Genomic DNA, 20,155 nt, shown 5'->3' on the forward strand with positions numbered 1-20,155 from the left:
CCACTCATCCCGGACCCACCCATGTCTACCCGACCTATCATCGGCGCGCTTGGCGCGTTGATGCTCCTCGTGCTGGCTGGCACGCCTGCGTTTGCGCAGGGCGTCACCACGGCCGGCCTCTCCGGCTTCGTCCTCGATCAGACCGGCGAGCCCCTTCCTGGCGCCAACGTCATCGCTGTACACGTCCCGAGCGGCACTACCTACGGCGCGGCCACCCGCACCGGCGGCTCCTACATCATCCCCAACATGCGTGTCGGGGGGCCGTACACCATCACGGCCTCCTACATCGGCTACCAGCAGCAGGTCGAGGAGAACATCTCGCTGAGCCTCGGCCAGACGCTCCGCCTCGACTTCGCGCTCGTCCCGGACGACGTGGCCCTCGGCGACGTGGAGGTCACGGCGATGGCCGACGACGTACTCAACGGCGACCGCACCGGCGCGGCCACGTTCATCGACCCGCAGGCCGTGACGCAGCTCCCGACCGTGAGCCGCTCCACGCGCGACCTCACCCGCGTCGACCCGCGCTCCGACGGCAACTTCTCCTTCGGCGGACGCAACTGGCTCTACAACAACGTCACCCTCGACGGTTCCTACTTCAACAACCCGTTCGGCCTCGATGACCCCGCCCCGGGCGGCCAGGCAGGCGCGGAGCCCGTCCCCTACGACGCCATCGAACAGGTCCAGGTCTCCATCGCGCCCTTCGACGTGCGCGAAGGCGGCTTCACCGGCGCGAGCATCAACCAGGTCACGAAGTCGGGCACCAACCGCCTCCAGGGCTCGGCCTACACGTTCTACCGCGACGAGAACCTGATCGGCAACACCGTCAGCGGCAACGAGGTCCTCGCCAACCCCGACCTCGGCTTCAACCAGTACGGCATCAGCCTCGGCGGCCCGCTCATCCGGGACAAGCTGTTCTTCTTTGTCAACGGCGAGCTCTCGCGCCGCGACGACCCCGGCACCAACTTCCTCGCCGACACCGACGGCTCCGTCGGCTTCGGGGAGAGCCGGGCGACCGCCGCCGACCTCAACGCCATCAGCACACGCCTCCTGGATGCCTATGGCTACGACGCCGGCGCGTTCGACAACTACCTCCTCGCGACCGACAACGACAAGCTCATCGTCAAGCTCGACTGGAACATCAACAGCAGCAACAACGCGAGCTTCCGCTGGAACTACCTCGACTCGTACCGCGACCTCCCCGTCAACCCGGCGGCGATCTCCTTCGCCAACGCCGGACGCGGGCCGAACCAGACGAGCCTGCCGTTCCAGAACTCAGGCTACCGCATCAACAACGAGCTGAACTCGTTCGCCTTCGAGCTCAACAGCCGCGCGGAAACCTTCTCGAACCGGTTCTTTGCGAGCTACAACCGCTTCCGCGACTTCCGCGAGCCGCTCTCGACGCCGTTCCCCACCATCGAGATCATCGAGGACGGGATCACCTACACCACGGCGGGCCACGAGCCGTTCTCGATCCACAACATCCTCGACCAGGACGTGGTGCAGGTGACCAACAACTTCTCGGTCTTCGCCGGGCGGCACGTCCTCACCTTTGGCGGCAACTTCGAGTACTTCTCGTTCTTCAACTCGTTCAACCTGTTCCGCCACGGCCTCTTCCAACTGCCGTACTTCCTCGACTTCGAGGGCGACCAGATCCCGAACGGCTCGACCTTCTTCTCCGTCGACTAGTTCCTCGACGTGACCGATCCGAACCTACCGCTCTGCGGTAGCGACGACGGCATGGGCGGCGTCTTCCAACTCGCCGACGCTGGCACGACCTGCCGCGTGGACCTCAACGGCATGGTGACGCCGGAGTCGCAGGTGTTCAAGGGCGAGCGCATCAACGTCGGCCAGGCGGCCTTCTACGTGCAGGACGAGTTCCTCGTCTCGCCGCGCCTCAACCTCACGTTCGGCCTCCGCGTGGACATGCCGTTCTACAACAACGACCTCACGGCCAACCCCTTCTCGACGGGCCTCACCGCCCTTGACGAGAACGACCAGGATGAAGTCGTTGACCAGGCGAGCCTGCCCGGCACGAAGGTGCTCTTCTCGCCGCGCTTCGGCTTCAACTGGTCGGAGACCGAGGACCGCTCCGTGCAGGTGCGCGGCGGCACCGGCATCTTCACAGGCCGCGTGCCCTTCGTGTGGGTCGGCAACGTGATCTCGAACCCGGGCGCCAACCCCAACCTGCCCTCCGAGGGCGAGTTCACGGTGCCTGAGGCCGAAGACGAGGGCCTCGACATCCTGAACGACGACTCGACGCCGACGCAGTCGTTCGACCTCAACGCGATGGACGAGGACTTCACCTTCCCGCAGGTGTGGACCACCAACCTCGCCCTCGATGTCGATCTCGGCGCCGGTTTCCTCGGCACGCTCGAAGCGATCTACTCGAAAGACATCAACGGCGTCTTCCTCCGCAACGCGGACCTGCGCAAGCCGTTGCGCAACCTGCGGTCGGTCGGCGGTCGTCCGTACTTCGGCGCGCAGGAGGGTGGCGCCGAACTGAACCCCGACGGCGGTGCTGGCATCTACGTGATCGACAACACCGACGAAGGCTACAGCTTCTCGTTCACCACGCAGCTGCGGAAGTCCTTCGGCGACAACGTCAACACGTCGATCGCCTACGCCTACACCGAGGCGGAGAACATCTTCAACACCACGGAGATCGCGAGCGTGCTCTTTTCGAGCAACCCGGTCCAGGGTGACCCAAACCAGCCAGGCCTCAGCTTCTCGCAGGCCGGCCAGCCGCATCGCTTTGTCGGCACGGCCACCGTCCGACTCCCGTGGAGCGACCTGTTTACGACGCAACTCGGCGTGTTCGCCACCGTGGCGAAGGGCAACCAGTACCTATACGCGGGCGGCAACCGCTACTCGTTCGTCTACTCAGGCGACGTCAACGGTGACGGCTTCGCGGGCAATGACCTCCTCTATGTCCCGCGCGGCGCCAACGACATCAAGTTCTCTGACACCGACGCGGCGGGTAACTTCTTCGCATCGGAAGCCGACCAGTGGAATCGGTTCAACGCCTTCATCGAGCAGGACGACTACCTGAGTACCCAGCGCGGGCAGATCACCGAGCGCAACGGCGCCATCAACCCGTGGTACATGAACGTCGACCTGCGCATCTTGCAGGACATCGGCGTGATGGTGGCGGGTGTCCCGAACCGCATCCAGCTCAGCTTCGACCTGTTGAACGTGGCCAACTTCCTCAACTCCGACTGGGGCGTGCGCAAGATCGCCAACCCGGCGGCCACCGCGCCGCTCACGCTCGTCGGCTTCGAGGGCGGCGAGCCGGAGTTCAACTTCACCGGCCCCGACGAGACGTTCATCGACGATCCGAGTGAGTTCTCTCGCTGGCGTGCCCAGTTCGGCGTGCGCTACATCTTCAACTGAGCGCTGAGGATTTCGTAGCCTGAGTCGGCGGAACGGACGGCTCCCACACGTCCGCCCGTCGCTGCGCCCCGCTGGTCTTCGGATTGGCGGGGCGCTCTGTTTGGGTAGCTTACTACCAGAGTTCTTGTCCGGCTCGGCTCCCCCCGCTTGTACGCCTGCGACGGCGCACAGGCTGTCCCCCTCACCCGTGGGGGGACAGTTTCCCGACCCTTCAGGGGGAGGGAAACGGGGGGAGCTGGGTTCAAGCCCGTATACGTTCAGACCTCCTATGGAAACGCCTGCTGACGCCAACGCCCTCACGCCCGCCGACCTGCGCGTGGCGGGGGCCCTCATCGAGAAGAGCCTCGCCACGCCGGACTACTACCCGATGTCCACGAACGCCCTGATGGCGGCGTGCAACCAGAAGACGGGCCGCGACCCGGTGATGGACCTCTCCGAGCGCGATGTACGGCAGGCACTCGACCGGCTGATGCGCTTTCGCATGGCTGGAACGAGCGACGGCGGGCGCGTGACGAAATACCGCCATGCCTTCGGTCAGCGGTTCGGCCTCGACGAGCCAGGGCTGGCGACGGTTGCCGTGCTCATCCTCCGTGGCCCGCAGACGACCGGCGAGATCCGCAGCCGCGTGGGCCGCATGTACGACTTCGCCTCGACGGACGCGGTGCAGGAAGTGCTCGACCGCATGAGCGACCGGCCTGAGCCGCTGGCGACGCTGCTGCCGCGTCAGGCGGGGCAGTCCGCCGACCGCTGGGCGCACCTGCTCGCGGGCGAGCCCGACCTGAGTGCCTACGAGACGCCGGACGGAGCCGTGGTGTCGGGCGAGGAAGCCATGCTCGATGCGGAGACACGCGCGTCGCTCACCGAGCGCGTAGACACGCTGGAAGCCGAGGTGGCCGAACTGCGCACTTCGCTGGAGGCGCTGCGCGAGGCGCTGGGCGGGTAGCGGTCGAAGGTCGAAGGTCGAAATGGTGCAGGGGTAGCGCGTTGGTGGTCAAGCCCAGGCGGCCTCTCGGCATCTTCGTCCCTCCGGTTTCTCGCTTCGCCTAGTTGTGACAGAATGGTGTCACTGTGACGGTCTACCTTGGGTCTGTATCCACCCCGCCTTGTGGACCGAACCCTTGAGGACACCCATGATGACGCCTGTTTCTCTTGCTCAAAAGCCTGTCGTGCCCGCTCCGCTCGGGCCGTCCAACGACGAACTGGCCGCCGTGCTCGGCGCGATGGCCGAACTCCTCGTGCGTGTAGAGGAGCCCAACCCCTACCGCGTGCGCGCCTACCTGAACGCCGCCGAGTCGCTGCGTGCTGAGGACGAGCCCGTCGTCGCGCGCTACGTCGAGGGCGGCGCGAAAGCGCTCGAAGCGCTCGCCGGTGTGGGGCTCAACCTCGCCGCGCACCTCGCCGACTACATCGAGACAGGCCGCATCCGGCTCTACGACCGCCTCATGGAAGTTGCCGACCCGGAGGCCCTCTTCCGCAGCGTGCCGGGCGTCGGGCCCGACCTGGCGCGGCGGCTCGTCGCCGACCTCGGCCTCGCATCGCTCGCCGCGCTCGAACGCGCCCTGCTCGATGGCCGCGTGGAGGCGCTCGACGGCATCGGTCCGCGGACGGTGGAAGGACTCCGGCTCCAACTGAACACGATCCTGCACCGAGCGCAGCGGCTCCGGGCCCGGCGCGTCCGGCGACAGATGCTCGCCCAGCGCGTCATGCGGTGGCGGGCCGCCCAGCGTGGCCCCGTGCCCAGCGATCCCACGCCAGTCGATCCAACTCCGACTCCCACAGCCCAGACCGAGGGGGACGGGCACACGCTGCGCATCATCGAGCGCCCTGCGCTGCGCCGCGTCGCGTGAGTGATATCGCAACGTGGGACAGACTCACCAGGTCTGGGCGGCGGTAGATTGCAGCCATGCAGACCTCCGCTCAGACCTGGATCGACACCCTTGGCCTCTTTCCACACCCGGAAGGGGGCTTCTTTCGTGAGACCTACCGCGCCGGGCACGCCGTCACGGGCGAGCACGGCCAGCCGCGCGCTGCGTCGACCGCGATCTACTTCCTGCTCCGCGCCGGTGACGTATCGCACCTCCACCGCATCACCGCGGACGAGGGCTGGCACCTCTATGCGGGCGGGCCGCTCACCATACACACGCTGACCGAGGACGGAGCCTACGAAGCGTTGCACCTGGGTCTATATCTGGACGCAAGGCAGCGTCCGCAGCACGTGGTCCCCGGCGGCGTCTGGTTCGGCGCGACCGTCGCTGAGAGTGCAGACTATGCCCTCGTCGGATGCACCGTCGCGCCTGGCTTCGACTTCGCCGACTTCGAACTGGCCGAACGCGATGCGATGCTGGAGGCTTTTCCCCAGCACCACGCGCTCATCGAGCGGTTGACGTAAGCCGAAGACGAGGGCTCAGCCGCCCGGGCGCACGAGGGCTACCGGCTCTACTTTCAGAGTGGCCGTCTGAGGCATACCGGCAGGGGCCTGCGAGCCCGGGTAGGGGCTGAGGCCGAGTAGCGTAAAGCGGTTCCCGCGGGCCTCCACCCACAGATGCGTGCCCTCCCTGCTGGTTGGTCGGACGCCGCCAGGAATCTCCATCGTGTAGGTCGAAGCGACGTCCTCTGCGATGTAGGTGATGCTCACGAGCGCGCGGCCTGCCTGCACGCAGGCGACATTTTCCGGGCACCGGTTGTCGCTCACAACGCGGTTGAAGAGGATGCGGTCGCCGTACTGGTTGAGCGTGAGCGACTCGCCGACTTCGATGCCAAAGGCAGCTCCGGTGTCGGTAGCCGTGCTGGCGGGTGGGACGGTCGGTTCGTCGGCTTCGGAGGTCCCGCGGGTGCCGCCGCAGCCGACGGCCAGGAGCAGCGCAAGGAGCGTGAGGACCGCGAGCGGATGGTGGGAGGCGCGCATGGTCGAGAAGAGGATGAATCAGGGAGAGCAAGCCCAAGCTACGAACGCGGCAGCAATGCCAAGGCGCGTGCCTGGAAGGTGACGAGCGGGCAGTGCAAAGCCCAGGCCAGCGAACGCCCGCCCGTGACCTGAAGGACGAGGCACGCCCCCAACCCGCCGAAAACGGGCCGCTAGAGGCGGGTGCGCAGCGAAAATTGATGCAGCCCGCCGACTTCGGACCAGCCCGAATAGCCGTAGTCGAAGCCCACGCGTCGGATTTTGAGACCGAAGCCGAGTCCCACGCCCGCAATGTCAAAGCGGCCCTGCGGGTTGAGTTCGTCGCGGAGGCGGTCGTTGTAGCCCGCGCGCAGCATGAAGGCCGAGCCGAAATACAACTCGCCGCCGACCGTCAGGTGGTTGAGCACGCGGTTGGCCGCGTTGCCCGTGCCCTCCGAGAGGTCAGCGAGATCGTAGCCGGTGACGGTGAGTTGGAGCGGGACGTTCGCGAGCCGCTTGGCGACAGCGAGGCGTACGTCGAACGGTAGCGTGTCGTCTTCCTCGCCGAACGATGAGAAGACGGCCCCTGCGTTGACGACGGCAGCGCTGACGGTGAGCCGCTGCTCCGGGATCGTGTAGGCCACACCTGCATCAAAAGCCAGCGCCGAGGCCCCAGCATCGTCGAGCGTGGCGAAAAGGGCATGGACGGTCGCGCCGCCGCGCAGGCGCTCGTCAGCGGTGAGGGCGCGGGCGTAGCTGACCGAGAGGGCGACGTCGCCCGCGCCGAACGTCGAGCCGTCGCGGACGCCGTTCTCGTCGGCCCGCTCGAACTCGCCGTACGACAGGTAGCGGATGCTCGCGGCGAGTGTGCCCTGGAGGCGGTCCACATCCCGGACATAGAGCGCCGAGCCTGCCGAGATGTCAGCCAGGTGGTTGAGGTAGCTCACGGCTACCTGGCGGTCCATCTGCGGGTTGAGCAGCGCCGGGTTGTAGAAGTACGCCACCGGGTCGTCGCCATAGACCGCGCCGACGGAGCCTTGCAGTGCGGTCGCGCGCGCCGATGGGGCGAGCCCGAGCACCTTGAACTGCGCGTAGCGGTCGGGCGTCTGCGCGAAGGACGGAGCCGCTGTCAGAAGAAGCGCGAGGGCCGCGAATAGGAGCCGCATAAATCTGTTTCCAGGTCGGAGATCGGAACGTCCTGACTCGATATCGCCTTTCGTGTCATCCTGAACTCGGTTCAGGATCTCAACGTCTCCGGCGAGATGCTGAATCAAGTTCAGCATGACAAGTGGCGAGATCGAGGCTATTCCGAAACAAGCTCCAAAGGCGCGGGCGTGTGAGTGGGCAGCGGTTAAAACGGGGCGAAACGCGCGGGCAGAAGGCGGGCCCCCGGAACGGCGCAGGGCACGTCGCGTGCCAACTCGGCTGTAGCGGTGCGTGCGGCACGCTCGTTGCGCTGAGGCCCAGCCTGCCGAAACGGCGGACGCACAAGCCTGAAGGCGCGGGGCAATATCGTACTTTCGCCGCCGCCGCGTCCAGGGCCGAATCCGTGCCCGCCCCTGCTACGTCTGAGACTCTCGTCCCACACGCCGCCTTCGGCCCGACCCTCCGCCTCCCCGACCTTTCGCTCTGCCGACTGAACCGGCCCGCACGCATGATCAATTTCATCAAGAAGCTCTTCGGCGACAGCAACGAGCGTGAGCTCCAGAAGCTCGACCCGCTCGTCGACGAGATCAACCAGCACGCCGAGGCCTTCCAGCGCCTCTCCGACGACGACCTCCGCGCCAAGACGGAGGCCTTCAAGGCGCGCATCCGCGAGGCCGTCCAGGGCATCGAGGAGGAGCAGCGCGATATCGAGCAGCGCCTCCGTTCGGCCACGGCGACCGACGGCCCGGTCGGCGGCGACGGCCAGGCTGCCGAGGTAGAAACGCTCACCTTCCGCGACCGCCAGGCGCTCTACCGCGACCTCGAAGACCTCGACGCCGAGTGGCTCGACACCGTCGAAGACATCCTCGAAGACATCCTCGCCGAGGCGTTCGCCGTCGCCAAGGAGACGTGTCGCCGCATGGTCGGCCAGTCGTGGACCGCGGGCGGCTCGGAGATCGAGTGGAACATGATCCCCTACGACGTGCAGCTCATCGGCGGGATCACGCTGCACCGGGGGAACGCCGCTGAGATGAAGACGGGCGAGGGCAAGACGCTCGTGGCCGTCGGGCCGATCTACCTCAACGCCCTCGTCGGGCGTGGTGTGCACGTCGTCACCGTCAACCCCTACCTCGCCCAGCGCGACTCGGAGTGGATGGCGCCCATCTTCGAGTTCCACGGCCTCACCGTCGCGTGCATCGACAAGCACCAGCCGCACTCCGCGGGGCGCAAGGAGGCCTACCAGTCAGACATCACCTACGGCACCAACAACGAGTTCGGCTTCGACTATCTCCGCGACAACTCGTTCGTCGTGGACCCCGCGCAACTCGTCCAGCAGCACCACCACTTCGCCATCATCGACGAGGTCGACTCCGTCCTCATCGACGAGGCGCGGACGCCGCTCATCATCTCCGGCCCCGTCCCGCAGGCCGACGTCGACCAGTACGTCCAGCTTCGCCCGGCCGTTGGCCACCTCGTTGAGCAGCAGAAGCGGCTCGTCGCCAAATTCGCCGCCGAGGGCCAGCGGCTCCTCAAAGAGATGGAACTCGCCGAGGCGGGCGGCGACAAGAAGAAGGCCGCCCAACTTCGCGAAGAGGCCGGAATGGCGCTCCTGCGCGCCGACCGTGGCTTCCCGAAGAACAAGCAACTCACCAAGCTCAAGCAGGAGCCGGGCGTCGAGGCGCTCATCCAGAAGACGCTGTTCTTCTACCTCCAGGACTCCGGCAAGCAGATGTACGTCGTCGACGACGAACTCTACTACGCCGTCGATGAGAAGCAGCATGGCTTGGAGATGACCGACAAAGGCCGCGCGCTCGTCGCGAAGCAGGCCGGCGAGGACATCTCGTTCTTCATCATTCCCGACATGGGCGACGAGATCGCCCAGATCGAACGCGGCTTCAAGGAGCAGAAGGAGAAGCTCTACGCCACTATTCGGGAAGAGGGGGGCAAGGCCGAAGGGCTCTCCCAAGAGGACGCCGATGCCCGCGTCATGGAGGAGCTTCGCGATATGGCGATGGAGACCGACCGCCAGAAGCAGGAGCTCTACAGCCGCTACTCGAACCGCTCCGAGCGCATCCACGCCGTCAACCAACTCCTGCGCGCCTACACGCTCTACGAGAAGGACATCGAGTACATCGTCCAAGAGAACAAAGTCCAGATCGTCGACACGCACACGGGTCGCGTGCTCTCCGGCCGCCGCTACTCCGACGGCCTCCACCAGGCCATCGAGGCGAAGGAGAACGTGACCGTCCAGGCGGCGACGCAGACCTACGCGACGATCACGCTCCAGAACTACTTCCGCATGTACGCTAAGCTCGCCGGCATGACCGGCACGGCGGAGACGGAAGCCGAGGAGTTCAGCAAGATCTACGGCCTCGACGTCACGGTCATCCCGACCAACAAGCCCATCGCGCGCGACGACAAGGACGACCTCATCTTCCGGACCAAGCGCGCGAAGTACAAGGCCGTCATCGACCGCATCGAGGAACTCAACGAGGGCGGCCAGCCCGTCCTCGTCGGCACCACCTCCGTCGACGTGTCAGAGGCGCTCAGCCGGATGCTCACGCGCAACAAGATTGCGCACAACGTGCTCAACGCGAAGGCCGACCGCGCCTCGCTCGAGTCCGAGATCGTCGCGCAAGCCGGGCAGCCCGGCGCCGTCACCATCGCCACGAACATGGCGGGTCGCGGTACCGACATCAAGCTCGGGCCGGGCGTCCTCGACGCGGGCGGCCTCGCCATCCTCGGCACGGAGCGCCACGAGTCGCGCCGCATCGACCTCCAGCTACGCGGCCGCGCCGGGCGTCAGGGCGACCCGGGCGAGAGCCAGTTCTACATCTCGCTCGAAGACGACCTCATGCGCATCTTTGGCGAGGACCGCACGGCGCGCATCATGGACAAGATGGGCATGAAGGAGGACGAGGTGATCACGCACCCGTGGATCACCAAGGCCGTCGAGCGCGCCCAGAAGAAGGTGGAGCAGAACAACTTCGCCATCCGCAAGCGGCAGTTGGATTATGACGACGTGCTCAACGCGCAGCGCTCGGTGATCTACGACCGCCGCCAGAACGCGCTCCGCGGCGCCCGTCTCTCGGGCGACCTCCAGGACATGCTCCGCACGTTCATCGAAAACCTTATCAGCCAGCACTTCGGCGACGGCGACTTCGACGAGATCCGCGAGGCGCTCCTCCGCCACCTCGCCTTCGACCTGCAGGTGGACCGCGAACTGGCGTTCCGCCTCGGCGAAGACGGCCTCATCGACCGCGCCACTGAGGACGCGTGGCAGCACTACCAGCGCAAGCGCCGCGTGCTCGCCGAGCCGTTCCACAAGAGCGCCCAGAACATGGTGTCCGGGAAGGACGGCAAGCCTATCGAGCCGACACAGAAGCTCTACGTCGACTTCTCGGACGGCCGCCGCGTGCTCCGCGCCACCGTGCAGGTGCAGGACGTGCTCGACTCGGAGGGCCAAGAGATCAACGACGGCCTCGAACGTGCCTCCGTGCTTTCGGTCATCGACAGCAAGTGGGTGGATCACCTCCGCGACCTCGACGAGGTGAAGGAGGGCGTTGGCCTGCGCGCCTACGGGCAGAAGGACCCGCTCGTGGAGTACAAGATGGAGGCCTATCGCCTCTTCGAGGAACTCATCGGCGAGATCAACGAGGAGGTGCTCGGGCTCGTCTTCAAGGCCGGACCGCTCGTGCAGCAGCAGGGCGCACGTGCCCCGCAGCAGGCCCCGCGTGCGCGCCTCGACCGCAACCGCGCCCGCACCCGCCACGACTCCGCCGAGGCCGACTACCGCATCAAGGGCGGTCGGTCGAGCAGCAACGGCAACGGCAGCGCCGCCGAGCGCGACCCGTCCGTGAGCGACAACGCGCCCGTCGTCGTCGCCAAGGAGCCTGGCCGCAACGACCACGTCCTCGTGCTCGACCCGTCCACCGGCGAGCAGCACACGATGAAGTACAAGCACGCGCTGCCCAAAATCCAGAACCAGGGCTGGCAGCTACTCGGGCAGAGCTGAGCATACCCACCGTTGCAAGGCGAGGGCCGCGTCTCGATTGTGAGGCGCGGCCCTCGTGCGTTTGCACGCGATCAGAGGCGAGGGGAGACGTGCGCTGTACAACACACCCGCCTCAGCGCCCCCGGCGGCACGTACTATGCACCTTTGCTGGCGCCTACGTAGAGGGTGAGGGATGTGTAGATGCAGGACCCGTCGTGCTTCTGCCGCCCGTAGAAGAATGGGGGCGGGAAGGGGTACAAAGACACAACTGTGAGCGTGGCTGGAGGGGTCGCGGCATGGCCGCCTGCGCACAATGCTGCGCGAAGTAAGGAGTCGAATTGTCAGCGATACAACGGCGATCTCGCCAGCGAGACTACGTCGCGTCTTCGATCAAGGCGGAGACTATCTAGCAGCCCCTCGCGCAATCCTTGACAGTCTCTTGACAAAAAGGTCCTGAAGGTTTACACTGTTAAGACCAAAGAAAAAGCGCTTTCGTTGCGGGAACTCCGGAAGCGCTCTCTTTTCGACAGCGCGGTTAACGCTGTTCACCTTTAGCCCTACCCACTATGGACCTCTGGAATACGCTCCATGGCGCGCTCATGGGCGGCCTCGTCGCCACGCCGCTCTGGGCGATGCTCGCGGGCGTCGTGCTCGTCGCGCTCGTGCTTGGCTACGTCGGTGCGCCGCTCGGGCTCTGGGCCGCCCTCGGCGCGGTCGCCCTCGTCGGCTTCGGCGCGCCCGTCTGGCTGCTCGCCGCCTTCGCGGCCCTCGTCGTCGTCTTCAACGTGCCCCCCATTCGGCAGCAGATCACCCGCGCGGTGATGGCGCTCATGGACAAGCTCGGATTCCTACCAACCATCTCGCCAACGGAGAAGGAAGCCATCGACGCCGGGACGGTGTGGGTCGAGGGCGAACTCTTCAGCGGCAAGCCCGACTTCAAGAAGATCCTCGCCGAGGACTACCCCGACCTCACCGACGAGGAACGCGCTTTCCTCGAAGGCCCCTGCGAAGAGGTTTGCGAGATGGCCGTCGACTGGGACATCATGCAGCGGCGCGATCTCCCCAACGAGGTCTGGCAGAAGCTCAAAGACGACCGCTTCTTCGGCCTCATCATCCCGAAAGAGTACGGGGGTCTCGGCCTCACGCCGTCAGCCAACAGCGCCGTCGTGGAGAAGCTCGCCGCCCGGTCACCCGCGCTCGGCATCACGGCGATGGTGCCCAACTCGCTCGGGCCCGCCGAACTGCTCATCCACTACGGCACGCAGGCGCAGCGGGACCACTACCTCCCCCGCCTCGCGCGCGGCGAGGATATCCCCGCGTTTGCCCTCACCGAGCCTGGCGCGGGCTCCGACGCAGGCGCGATCTCGTCGAAGGGCGTCCTCTTCCGAGGCGACGATGGCGAGATTTACCTCCGCCTCTCCTGGAAGAAGCGCTACATCACCCTCGCCGCCGTCTCGACGGTGCTCGGCCTCGCCTTCAAGCTCGAAGACCCGGACAACCTCCTTGGTAAGGGGAAGAAGCTCGGCATCACCTGCGCGCTCGTCCCGACCGACGCGCCCGGCGTGCACCTCGGCGAGCGTCACGACCCGCTCGGCATCCCGTTCTACAACTGCCCGACTACCGGTACCGACGTCGTCGTGAAGGCCGAGGAGGCCATCATCGGTGGCACGGCGGGCGCCGGACGCGGTTGGCGGATGCTCATGGAGTGCCTCTCCGTGGGGCGCGGTATCTCGCTGCCGTCGTCGTCCTCGGGCGGTGCCAAGACGATGCTGCGCGTGGCGAGCGCCCACGCCGTCAACCGCAAGCAGTTCGGCCTCTCCATCGGCAAGTTCGAGGGCATCGAGGAGCCGCTGGCCCGCATCGGCGGCATCACGTACATCCTCGAAGCAGCCCGGCGCTACACCAACGGCGGCCTCGACAAGGGCTCTAAGCCGAGCGTCGTCACGGCGATGATGAAGTACAACGCCACCGAGCTCTACCGCATCGCCATCAACGACGCGATGGACATCCTCGGCGGCAACGCGATCAGCCGCGGCCCGCGCAACACCACCGCGAGTGCCTACACCAACCTCCCGATCATGATCACCGTGGAGGGGGCCAACATCCTCACGCGGACGCTGATGATCTTCGGTCAGGGCGCGATCCGCTGCCACCCGTACGCGCTCAAGGAAATGCTCGCCGTCGAGGCGGGCGACGTGAAGGCCTTCGACCGCGCCTTCTGGGCGCACATCGGGCACATCGTCCGCAACAAGGTGCGCGCGTTCGTGCTCAGCAGCACGCGCGGCCGCCTGGCTGGCAGCCCCGTCAGCGGCCCAACGGCGAAGTACTACCGCAAGCTCGCCTGGGCGTCGGCGTCGTTCGCCTTCCTCGCCGACATGGCGATGGGCACGCTCGGCGGCAACCTCAAGCGCAAGGAGAAGCTCACCGGCCGCTTCGCCGACATCTTCTCGTGGATGTACCTCGGCTCGGCGGTGCTCAAGCGCTACGAGGCCGACGGCCGCCGCAAAGAAGACCTCCCGTTCGTCCACTGGTCGATGCAGTACGCCCTCGCCCAGATCCAGGAGGCGTTCGACGGGCTCTATGCCAACATGGAGATCCCCGGCGCGACGTGGCTTTTCCGTGGTCCCGTTGCGGCGTGGAGCCGCTTCAACCGCCTCGGTGCGATGCCCTCGGACGACCTCGGTCAGCAGGTCGCCCAGGCCATCCAGCGCGACGGCGACCAGCGCGAGCGCCTCTCGAACAACATCTACGTCTCCAGCGACCCGACCGACGCGCTCGGCCGCCTGGAGCATGCCTTCCGGCTCGTCAACCAGGCCCAGCCCGTTGAGAAGAAGCTCTACAAGGCGATCAAGGCGAAGCAACTGCCGAAGAAGGTCCACCCGGCGAAGCTCGTCGCGATGGCGGTCGAGCAGGGCGTGATCTTGCCCGAGGAGGCCGACCTCCTGCAGCGCGCCGAGATCGCCCGCACGGACGCGATCCAGGTCGACCACTTCTCGCTCGCCGAGTACATGGCGACCTCAACGCACCCGCACGGCCCAGCCCCCGAGCACGGCCCGATGCCGGTCGGCAACGACGCGCTCGCGCAAGGCGACGGTGCTTCCGGTGACGGCGCGGCCGTGTTTGTAACGCCGAGCGCACCGACTGCCTCGTAGTCCCTCGATTCACCTCAACCACCGGGGGCGGCTCGCTGCGGCGGGCCGCTCCCGTAGGTTTTCTGGCTAGCTCGGCTCTCCCCGTTTGGGCTGACCGTCGCCAAGTTCCTAGATCAACCCAGACTGTCCCCCTCACGCGTGAGGGGGACAGCTTCGCGACCCTTCGGGGGGAGCGGAGCGGGGGGAGCCGCTCCGACCTCGTCATCCTGAGCAGGAGATGCTGACGCCCCGTAGCTTCCCCACATCCACACCTCTAAACGTTTACACCTCCCCCATGTCTTACTCCTCCGACCTCCTCGCGGGCCAGCACATCGTCGTCACCGGCGGCGGCACGGGCCTCGGCCGCTCCATGGCGATGCGCTTCGCCGAGCACGGTGCCGCCGTCACGATCTGCGGCCGCCGCACCGAGCCGCTCGAAACCACCGTCGGCGACATCCGCGAGGCGGGCGGGCAGGCCGAGGGCATCTCGTGCAACCTCCGCGAGGCCGACAGCGTGGTCGCCTTCTTCGAGGAAGCCGAGGAGCGCCAGGGGCCGGTGACCGGGCTTGTCAACAACGCCGCGGCCAACTTCCTCGCACCCAGCCACACGATCTCGCCCAACGGCTTCGACGCGATCGTCAAGACCAACCTCTACGGCTCGTTCTACGCCACGCAGTGGTGCGGCCAGCGCTGGATCGAGCGCGAGACGAAGGGCGCCGTGCTCTCCATCTCGACGACCTACGCCGACACGGGCAGTGCTTTCGTGCTCCCGAGCGCCGTCTCGAAGGCGGGCATCGTGGCGATGACGAAGTCGCTCGCGGCGGAGTGGGGCGTCTATGGGATCCGGCTCAACTGCATCGCGCCGGGGCCGTTTCCGACCGACGGCGCGTGGAAGCGGCTCGTCCCGAGCGAGGAGATGGCCGAGAACATGCGCCTGCGCGTGCCGCTGCGCCGCTTCGGCGTCCACGAGGAACTGACCAACCTCTCGACCTTCCTGATGAGCGATCTCGCGAGCTACCTCACCGGCCAGAACGTGGTCCTCGACGGCGGCGAGGTGCTCAACGCCGGCGGCCAGTTCAACGACTTCACGAAGATGGACCGCGACGGTATCCTCACCATGTTCGAGATGATGCGGCCGTCGAAATGACCTCCAGGTAGACGTAAAGGCAGGGTATTGGCGAATGAATCGGACGTTATGGAAAATTGGCTTCCTGGTAGAAACGACTTGGTTTTGATCAGGGAATCCCCTATCGTCCGATAGCCCCACCCTGTTTGCCCTCTTCATCAACACGTGAGGTCTGTTATGGGTTACGTCTTCTCTCTCTCTCTCTCTCTCTCTGGTAGTCTAGCGGTTAGACTCAGTAGGCGCGTTCCGGTATGGGTGGTGTTCGCTCTTGCCTGGGTGTTGAGTGGAAATGCCCTGCTGGCTCAGTCGCAAGATTTCTGCGACGAGGTGTTTACACCGTACATGGGGCCAACACCGCCACCGAACGCAAGTTCTCCACCGGTTCCTAGTGTTATTGAGGTGCCTGTAGCCGTTCACGTTATCACGAAAGAAGACGGCACCACTTTGGAGAACGCGACGGGGTATGTCTCAAAGGCAACCATTGACCAGCAGATCTCCCTGTTCGATGCGGCGTTTACGAGTCCCAACCCCTCACCCAGTCTACCGTCCTACGATTTTAAGATGGTAGCACTCACGTATACGCAGGATGACGATTGGCATACACTCAATGATGGCAATCCTCCTGCCAACCCTAACCCTGAGTTCGTGCAGGTAACCAATCAAATTAGCATTGACCCTAGTAGGGTTCTTAATTTCTACATAGTTGACTATTCAGCACGAGGTAGAGGTTCTTTGCCGACTACTTATCCGACGCAGGATGATCCTGGAGATGCGATTTTTGTTGATTACAAAGTGCTTCCTGGCGGGAGCGATACGTCTTACAACGACGGAGACGTGGCTATCCATGAGGTCGGTCACTATCTGGGCCTGTACCACACCTTCCACCAGTTGCGAGACGAGGACTTGTTGCCGATACACAGCCCTCAGGAGATCTGCATGGAGGACCCTGGCACGGGAGATATCGTGTCGGATACAAGTCCGCATCTAGGTCCTCAGGGATGTCCTGTTACGTTCAATACGTGCTTGCAATTCAATCCTCAGGCAGGCGTCCCGCCTGTCGAGAACTACATGAACGTCCAGAAAAAGCAGTGTCTCATGGAGTTCACGGCCGGGCAGTTTACGCGCATGAGAGACGAGGCGGTGGCAGGTCGCCCCTCGCTCGTCTATACAAGCTGGGACGAGGTCTTCCTCACCGACGATCTCGTCATCGGGGCGAACCAGACCTACACGTTCTACGATGTCGATGTGCGTGTGGGCCTCTTTGCGGGCGTCCAGGTTCTCGGAGAGCTAAACGCGGAGGGCACGACGTTCACTGAGAGCAGCATCGGACAAGGCTGGGGCGGCATTCGCTACGAGCAGGGCAGCACGGGCCTGCTTCAGGACGCCACCGTCGAACTCGTCAACGACCAGAGCGGGTCCAGTCCGTCACCCTCGGTCTACGTGCACAACGCCGACCCGATCTTCGAAGGCGTCATCATCCAGGACGGCACCGGCGACGGCCTCTTCGTCACCGGCAGTGGTGCCGACGTCACGATGCGCTCTAGTAGCAATCGGCAGTCTGAGATCCTTCGACACACCCAACAGAATGGTGTGGTCTCCGCTTCGGGGGCGGACGTGACGCTCGAAAGGGTACGCATCCAAGAAAGCGGGCTCTCAGGCGTCTACGCCACCAACGGGGCTGACGTGTTTATGCATGTCTCCACAGTGGACGATAGCCAGCAAGGGGCAGCGGCTTACTTCAACGGTCGTGTGCTCCTGGGGCGTCCTGGGCAGAACGGCATAGTCACCGGCCAGAACAACCTCCTCGCGGATAGTCAGATCAGCACGCTCTCCACTCAATACGGGGCAACCGTCTATGGCGGCGGCAGCGGTATCAGCTTCGACTCCAACTACCGCAACAACTGGTTGCGGCTCAACAGCGGCAACCCCAACCAGAAACACGCCACCATCGGCTACGCCGACGTGATTGCGGAGTGCAACTACTGGGACGAGCCGACAGGGCCGGACCCAGCGCGCGTCTTCATCGGCGGCTATGGGGTCTTCGACGGCTCGCCCTTCCTCTACGATCCGCCCGCTATCTCCCTCACCTGCGGGACCACGCCTCCGCAGAACGATATCACGACGGGCGGTGACACCTTCGCGCGTCGTACGGACGCAGGGATTGAGGGGGCGAAGGATGACAGTACCGAGGAAGGTGGGCCGCCAAAGGGTATGTCGGAAGACCGCTGGCTTGCCATCGTAGAGGGGGCCGAGAACCCCGACCTGAACGTCGGTATTGGCCATGCCGTGAACGCCATTCAGAGCGCTCGCACCGACTTCGACGCGCAGCGTGCGTTCGACGTGGCCGCACAACTCGGGCGGAATGAGGCACACCCTGGTCTCGAAGGCTTCCTGCACGGGCAGAGCCGCACCCAGAAGCACGGCGGGTATGCGCATGCCGCGCTCGCAGAGATCTACTACGGCACGGGTCGCCACGACGAGGCGCGTGCGACGGCAACCGCGCTCACCACGGAGTACGCGGAGACCGACCACGCACGGCGCGGATGGCTCACGCTTTACGTCGTAGCGCAGGACGCAGGCGACTTCGCTGAGGCGGATGCTGCTCTGGCAGCGGTACACGCCGGGTGGCCTGGGCACGAGACGGAGGTGCTTGGTCGGGCGCTCGCTCTGGCGCGCGAAGGCGACCGGGTCGAAAGAGGCGGCGTACAGACGCCAAGCACCCCGCGCACGGCAGCCCCTTCGGTACAAGCCTTCGCCGTGGACGAGACCGTGCCGACGACCACTGAACTGCGTGCGCCCTATCCCAACCCGACGGCCTCAGGCGTGACGGTGCCGCTGGCGCTCGCTCGGGACGCCGAGGTGACGCTCTGGCTCGTGAACACGCTTGGGCAGCGGGTGCAGACCCTCGAAGCGCAGACCGCGCGGGCAGGCCTACGCGCCTACGAGATCGAGACGGCCAACCTGGCTCCGGGTGTGTACCTCGTGCAGGCGACCGTGGCGATGCAGGCGGCAACGGAGCAGTTCACGCGCACGCTCACGGTGGTGCGATGAGGTGGACCCTCCTCGTGGCTGTAGCCCTTGTAGGGCTGAGTGCCCCCGGTGCACGCGCTCAGGGGGCACCGTCTGGTGAGGCCCCAATCGCGTGGGAGGTGGTCGAGAACGCCACGGACACGCGGGGCCTCTCGGTGTCGGGTGACTCGACGGTGTACCTCACCGGCGGGCGGGGCACATGGGTGTGGCGGCGCTCCGGGCCGGACCGTTTCGTGGAGGTCAACGCCCAGCGTAATTTCGGGAGTATACTCATGGCGTCAAATGGATGGCTCTTCCTTGTAAGCGCCGATCTTCGCATCTCGAAGGACTACTTAGGAGTAGGAGGAGAAACCCCTGTTGCGGTAGATCTCGGGAAGGCAGTGATCGAGACGCACTCCGGCGCGCTCATCGCCGCCACTGACAACCTCGGCGTCGAGCGCTCCACCGACGGTGGCGACTCCTGGACCGTCATCGGCCGCGACGACCCCATCTTCCAGAGCGTCTTCGGGCGCGCCTTCGCCCAGAGTCCGCCCACGCCTGAACTCCCCCATGGGCGGCTCGTCGTGGCGGGCCTCGGCGGAGCCGCCGTCTCCACCGACGACGGGCTCACATGGCAGTCGTCGAACCTCACGCGCTTCTTCGGCTACGACTCCGAGGACGTGATCTACTCGGCGGTTCACGACGCGTTTTACACGTACATGAACGGCCCGGTGGAGGACGGCGGGAGCGAGAAGGGCGTCGTGCGAGAGAGCACCGACGGGCGTACGTGGACGACGCGAGGACGGCTGCCCGCAGACATCTTCGGCTTCGTGGGGCGGCTCGCAGCCGGGCCTGACGGTAGCCTGTGGGGCGTGATGGTGAGTGGCCAGGACACGACGCAGTTTGGCGCGGTCTACCGCTCTTTGGACCGGGGGGCGACCTGGGAGAACGTAGGGCAGTTCGACGGGCGGGAGTTGATCGGCGAGCCGTTCCACATGGAGGACGTAGTCATAGACTGGGAGGGCCGCGTGTGGGTAGGGACCCAGCGGACGGTGCTGCGCTCGGTGGAGCCGGTGGCGGCGTCGGCGAGTGAGGAGGTGCCGGGAAAGCCGAGTGATTCGGTGCTGGGTGTGCCGTACCCGAATCCCACGCAGGACGCCGTGACGGTGCCGCTTACGCTCGCGCAGCCCGCCGAGGCGCGTGTGGTGGTCTACGACGTGCTAGGCCGCGAGGTCGCTGTGCTAGCCGATGGCGCTCAGGCGGCAGGCACGCATGCCCTCGTGATCGAGACGGCAGCATGGCCAGCGGGCGCCTACCTGATCCGAGCCACCGTAGACGGGGCGGCAGAGACACGGCAGGTGACCGTGTCGCGGTAAACGTGACTCCGAGTCATGCGGGCCACGGGGCTGCGCAGGCATCCTGACGATGTTCGAGAGGTTGCAGCCCTCCAGGTAAAGCGGCGTCGCTGACGCAGGCGC

12 protein-coding genes are annotated in these 20,155 nt (G+C 65.7%); 10 read left to right on the top strand and 2 right to left on the bottom strand.

Annotation, left to right across the window (positions count from 1 at the left end):
* Nucleotides 1–21 precede the first annotated feature (21 nt).
* From AAFU51_12015 to AAFU51_12035, 5 genes are all read left to right on the top strand, one after another.
* On the top strand, nt 22–1,686 hold the full coding sequence (locus AAFU51_12015; GenBank protein ID MEO1571984.1) for a carboxypeptidase regulatory-like domain-containing protein: 1,665 nt from the start codon (nt 22–24) through the stop codon (nt 1,684–1,686).
* Nucleotides 1,687–1,695: 9 nt separating this feature from the next.
* Nucleotides 1,696–3,390: a TonB-dependent receptor gene (locus tag AAFU51_12020; GenBank protein ID MEO1571985.1), complete on the top strand. Its 1,695-nt coding sequence runs from the start codon at nt 1,696–1,698 to the stop codon at nt 3,388–3,390.
* A 268-nt stretch (nt 3,391–3,658) separates the two neighbouring features.
* The gene (locus AAFU51_12025) at nt 3,659–4,333 is read left to right on the top strand and encodes a YceH family protein (GenBank protein ID MEO1571986.1); all 675 of its coding nucleotides are present in this window, start codon (nt 3,659–3,661) and stop codon (nt 4,331–4,333) included.
* A 223-nt stretch (nt 4,334–4,556) separates the two neighbouring features.
* Nucleotides 4,557–5,237 carry a helix-hairpin-helix domain-containing protein gene (locus AAFU51_12030; GenBank protein ID MEO1571987.1) on the top strand — a complete coding sequence of 227 codons (681 nt, stop codon included), beginning with the start codon at nt 4,557–4,559 and terminating at the stop codon, nt 5,235–5,237.
* Between the two features lie 56 nt (nt 5,238–5,293).
* Nucleotides 5,294–5,779, top strand: coding sequence for a cupin domain-containing protein (locus AAFU51_12035; GenBank protein ID MEO1571988.1), 486 nt, complete (start codon nt 5,294–5,296; stop codon nt 5,777–5,779).
* A 15-nt stretch (nt 5,780–5,794) separates the two neighbouring features.
* On the opposite strand, the gene AAFU51_12040 is transcribed toward AAFU51_12035, so the two are convergent.
* Together AAFU51_12040 and porQ are read right to left on the bottom strand one after the other, a co-directional pair.
* Nucleotides 5,795–6,295, bottom strand: coding sequence for a hypothetical protein (locus AAFU51_12040; protein MEO1571989.1), 501 nt, complete (start codon nt 6,293–6,295; stop codon nt 5,795–5,797).
* Nucleotides 6,296–6,465: 170 nt separating this feature from the next.
* Nucleotides 6,466–7,437 carry a type IX secretion system protein PorQ gene (gene porQ, locus AAFU51_12045; GenBank protein MEO1571990.1) on the bottom strand — a complete coding sequence of 324 codons (972 nt, stop codon included), beginning with the start codon at nt 7,435–7,437 and terminating at the stop codon, nt 6,466–6,468.
* 488 nt (nt 7,438–7,925) lie between these two features.
* Here porQ and secA point away from each other — a divergent pair, with 488 nt between their 5' ends.
* The 5 genes from secA to AAFU51_12070 all read left to right on the top strand — a co-directional run bounded on the left by secA (nt 7,926) and on the right by AAFU51_12070 (nt 20,053).
* Entirely contained in the window at nt 7,926–11,432 is a 3,507-nt protein-coding gene (gene secA, locus AAFU51_12050) for a preprotein translocase subunit SecA (GenBank protein ID MEO1571991.1), read from the top strand.
* Nucleotides 11,433–11,977: 545 nt separating this feature from the next.
* On the top strand, nt 11,978–14,563 hold the full coding sequence (locus tag AAFU51_12055) for an acyl-CoA dehydrogenase (GenBank protein MEO1571992.1): 2,586 nt from the start codon (nt 11,978–11,980) through the stop codon (nt 14,561–14,563).
* Nucleotides 14,564–14,837: 274 nt separating this feature from the next.
* Entirely contained in the window at nt 14,838–15,689 is an 852-nt protein-coding gene (locus AAFU51_12060; protein MEO1571993.1) for an SDR family oxidoreductase, read from the top strand.
* A gap of 540 nt (nt 15,690–16,229) precedes the next feature.
* Nucleotides 16,230–18,719 (top strand): M43 family zinc metalloprotease, encoded by a 2,490-nt coding sequence (locus tag AAFU51_12065; protein MEO1571994.1) that lies wholly within the window; start codon nt 16,230–16,232, stop codon nt 18,717–18,719.
* Between the two features lie 14 nt (nt 18,720–18,733).
* Nucleotides 18,734–20,053, top strand: a complete 1,320-nt coding sequence (locus AAFU51_12070) for a T9SS type A sorting domain-containing protein (protein MEO1571995.1) — start codon at nt 18,734–18,736, stop codon at nt 20,051–20,053.
* Nucleotides 20,054–20,155: the final 102 nt, after the last annotated feature.

The sequence above is a fragment of the Bacteroidota bacterium genome (genome assembly GCA_039821555.1).
GTDB lineage: Bacteria > Bacteroidota > Rhodothermia > Rhodothermales > Rubricoccaceae > JBCBEX01.

Bases quoted from the DNA above. Each gene is read 5' to 3' on its own strand.
- AAFU51_12015 (MEO1571984.1), top strand. From the start codon at position 22: ATGTCTACCCGACCTATCATCGGCGCGCTTGGCGCGTTGATGCTCCTC.
- AAFU51_12025 (MEO1571986.1), top strand. From the start codon at position 3,659: ATGGAAACGCCTGCTGACGCCAACGCCCTCACGCCCGCCGACCTGCGC.
- AAFU51_12035 (MEO1571988.1), top strand. From the start codon at position 5,294: ATGCAGACCTCCGCTCAGACCTGGATCGACACCCTTGGCCTCTTTCCA.
- AAFU51_12040 (MEO1571989.1), bottom strand. From the start codon at position 6,295: ATGCGCGCCTCCCACCATCCGCTCGCGGTCCTCACGCTCCTTGCGCTG.
- porQ (MEO1571990.1), bottom strand. From the start codon at position 7,437: ATGCGGCTCCTATTCGCGGCCCTCGCGCTTCTTCTGACAGCGGCTCCG.
- secA (MEO1571991.1), top strand. From the start codon at position 7,926: ATGATCAATTTCATCAAGAAGCTCTTCGGCGACAGCAACGAGCGTGAG.
- AAFU51_12055 (MEO1571992.1), top strand. From the start codon at position 11,978: ATGGACCTCTGGAATACGCTCCATGGCGCGCTCATGGGCGGCCTCGTC.
- AAFU51_12060 (MEO1571993.1), top strand. From the start codon at position 14,838: ATGTCTTACTCCTCCGACCTCCTCGCGGGCCAGCACATCGTCGTCACC.
- AAFU51_12065 (MEO1571994.1), top strand. From the start codon at position 16,230: ATGGTAGCACTCACGTATACGCAGGATGACGATTGGCATACACTCAAT.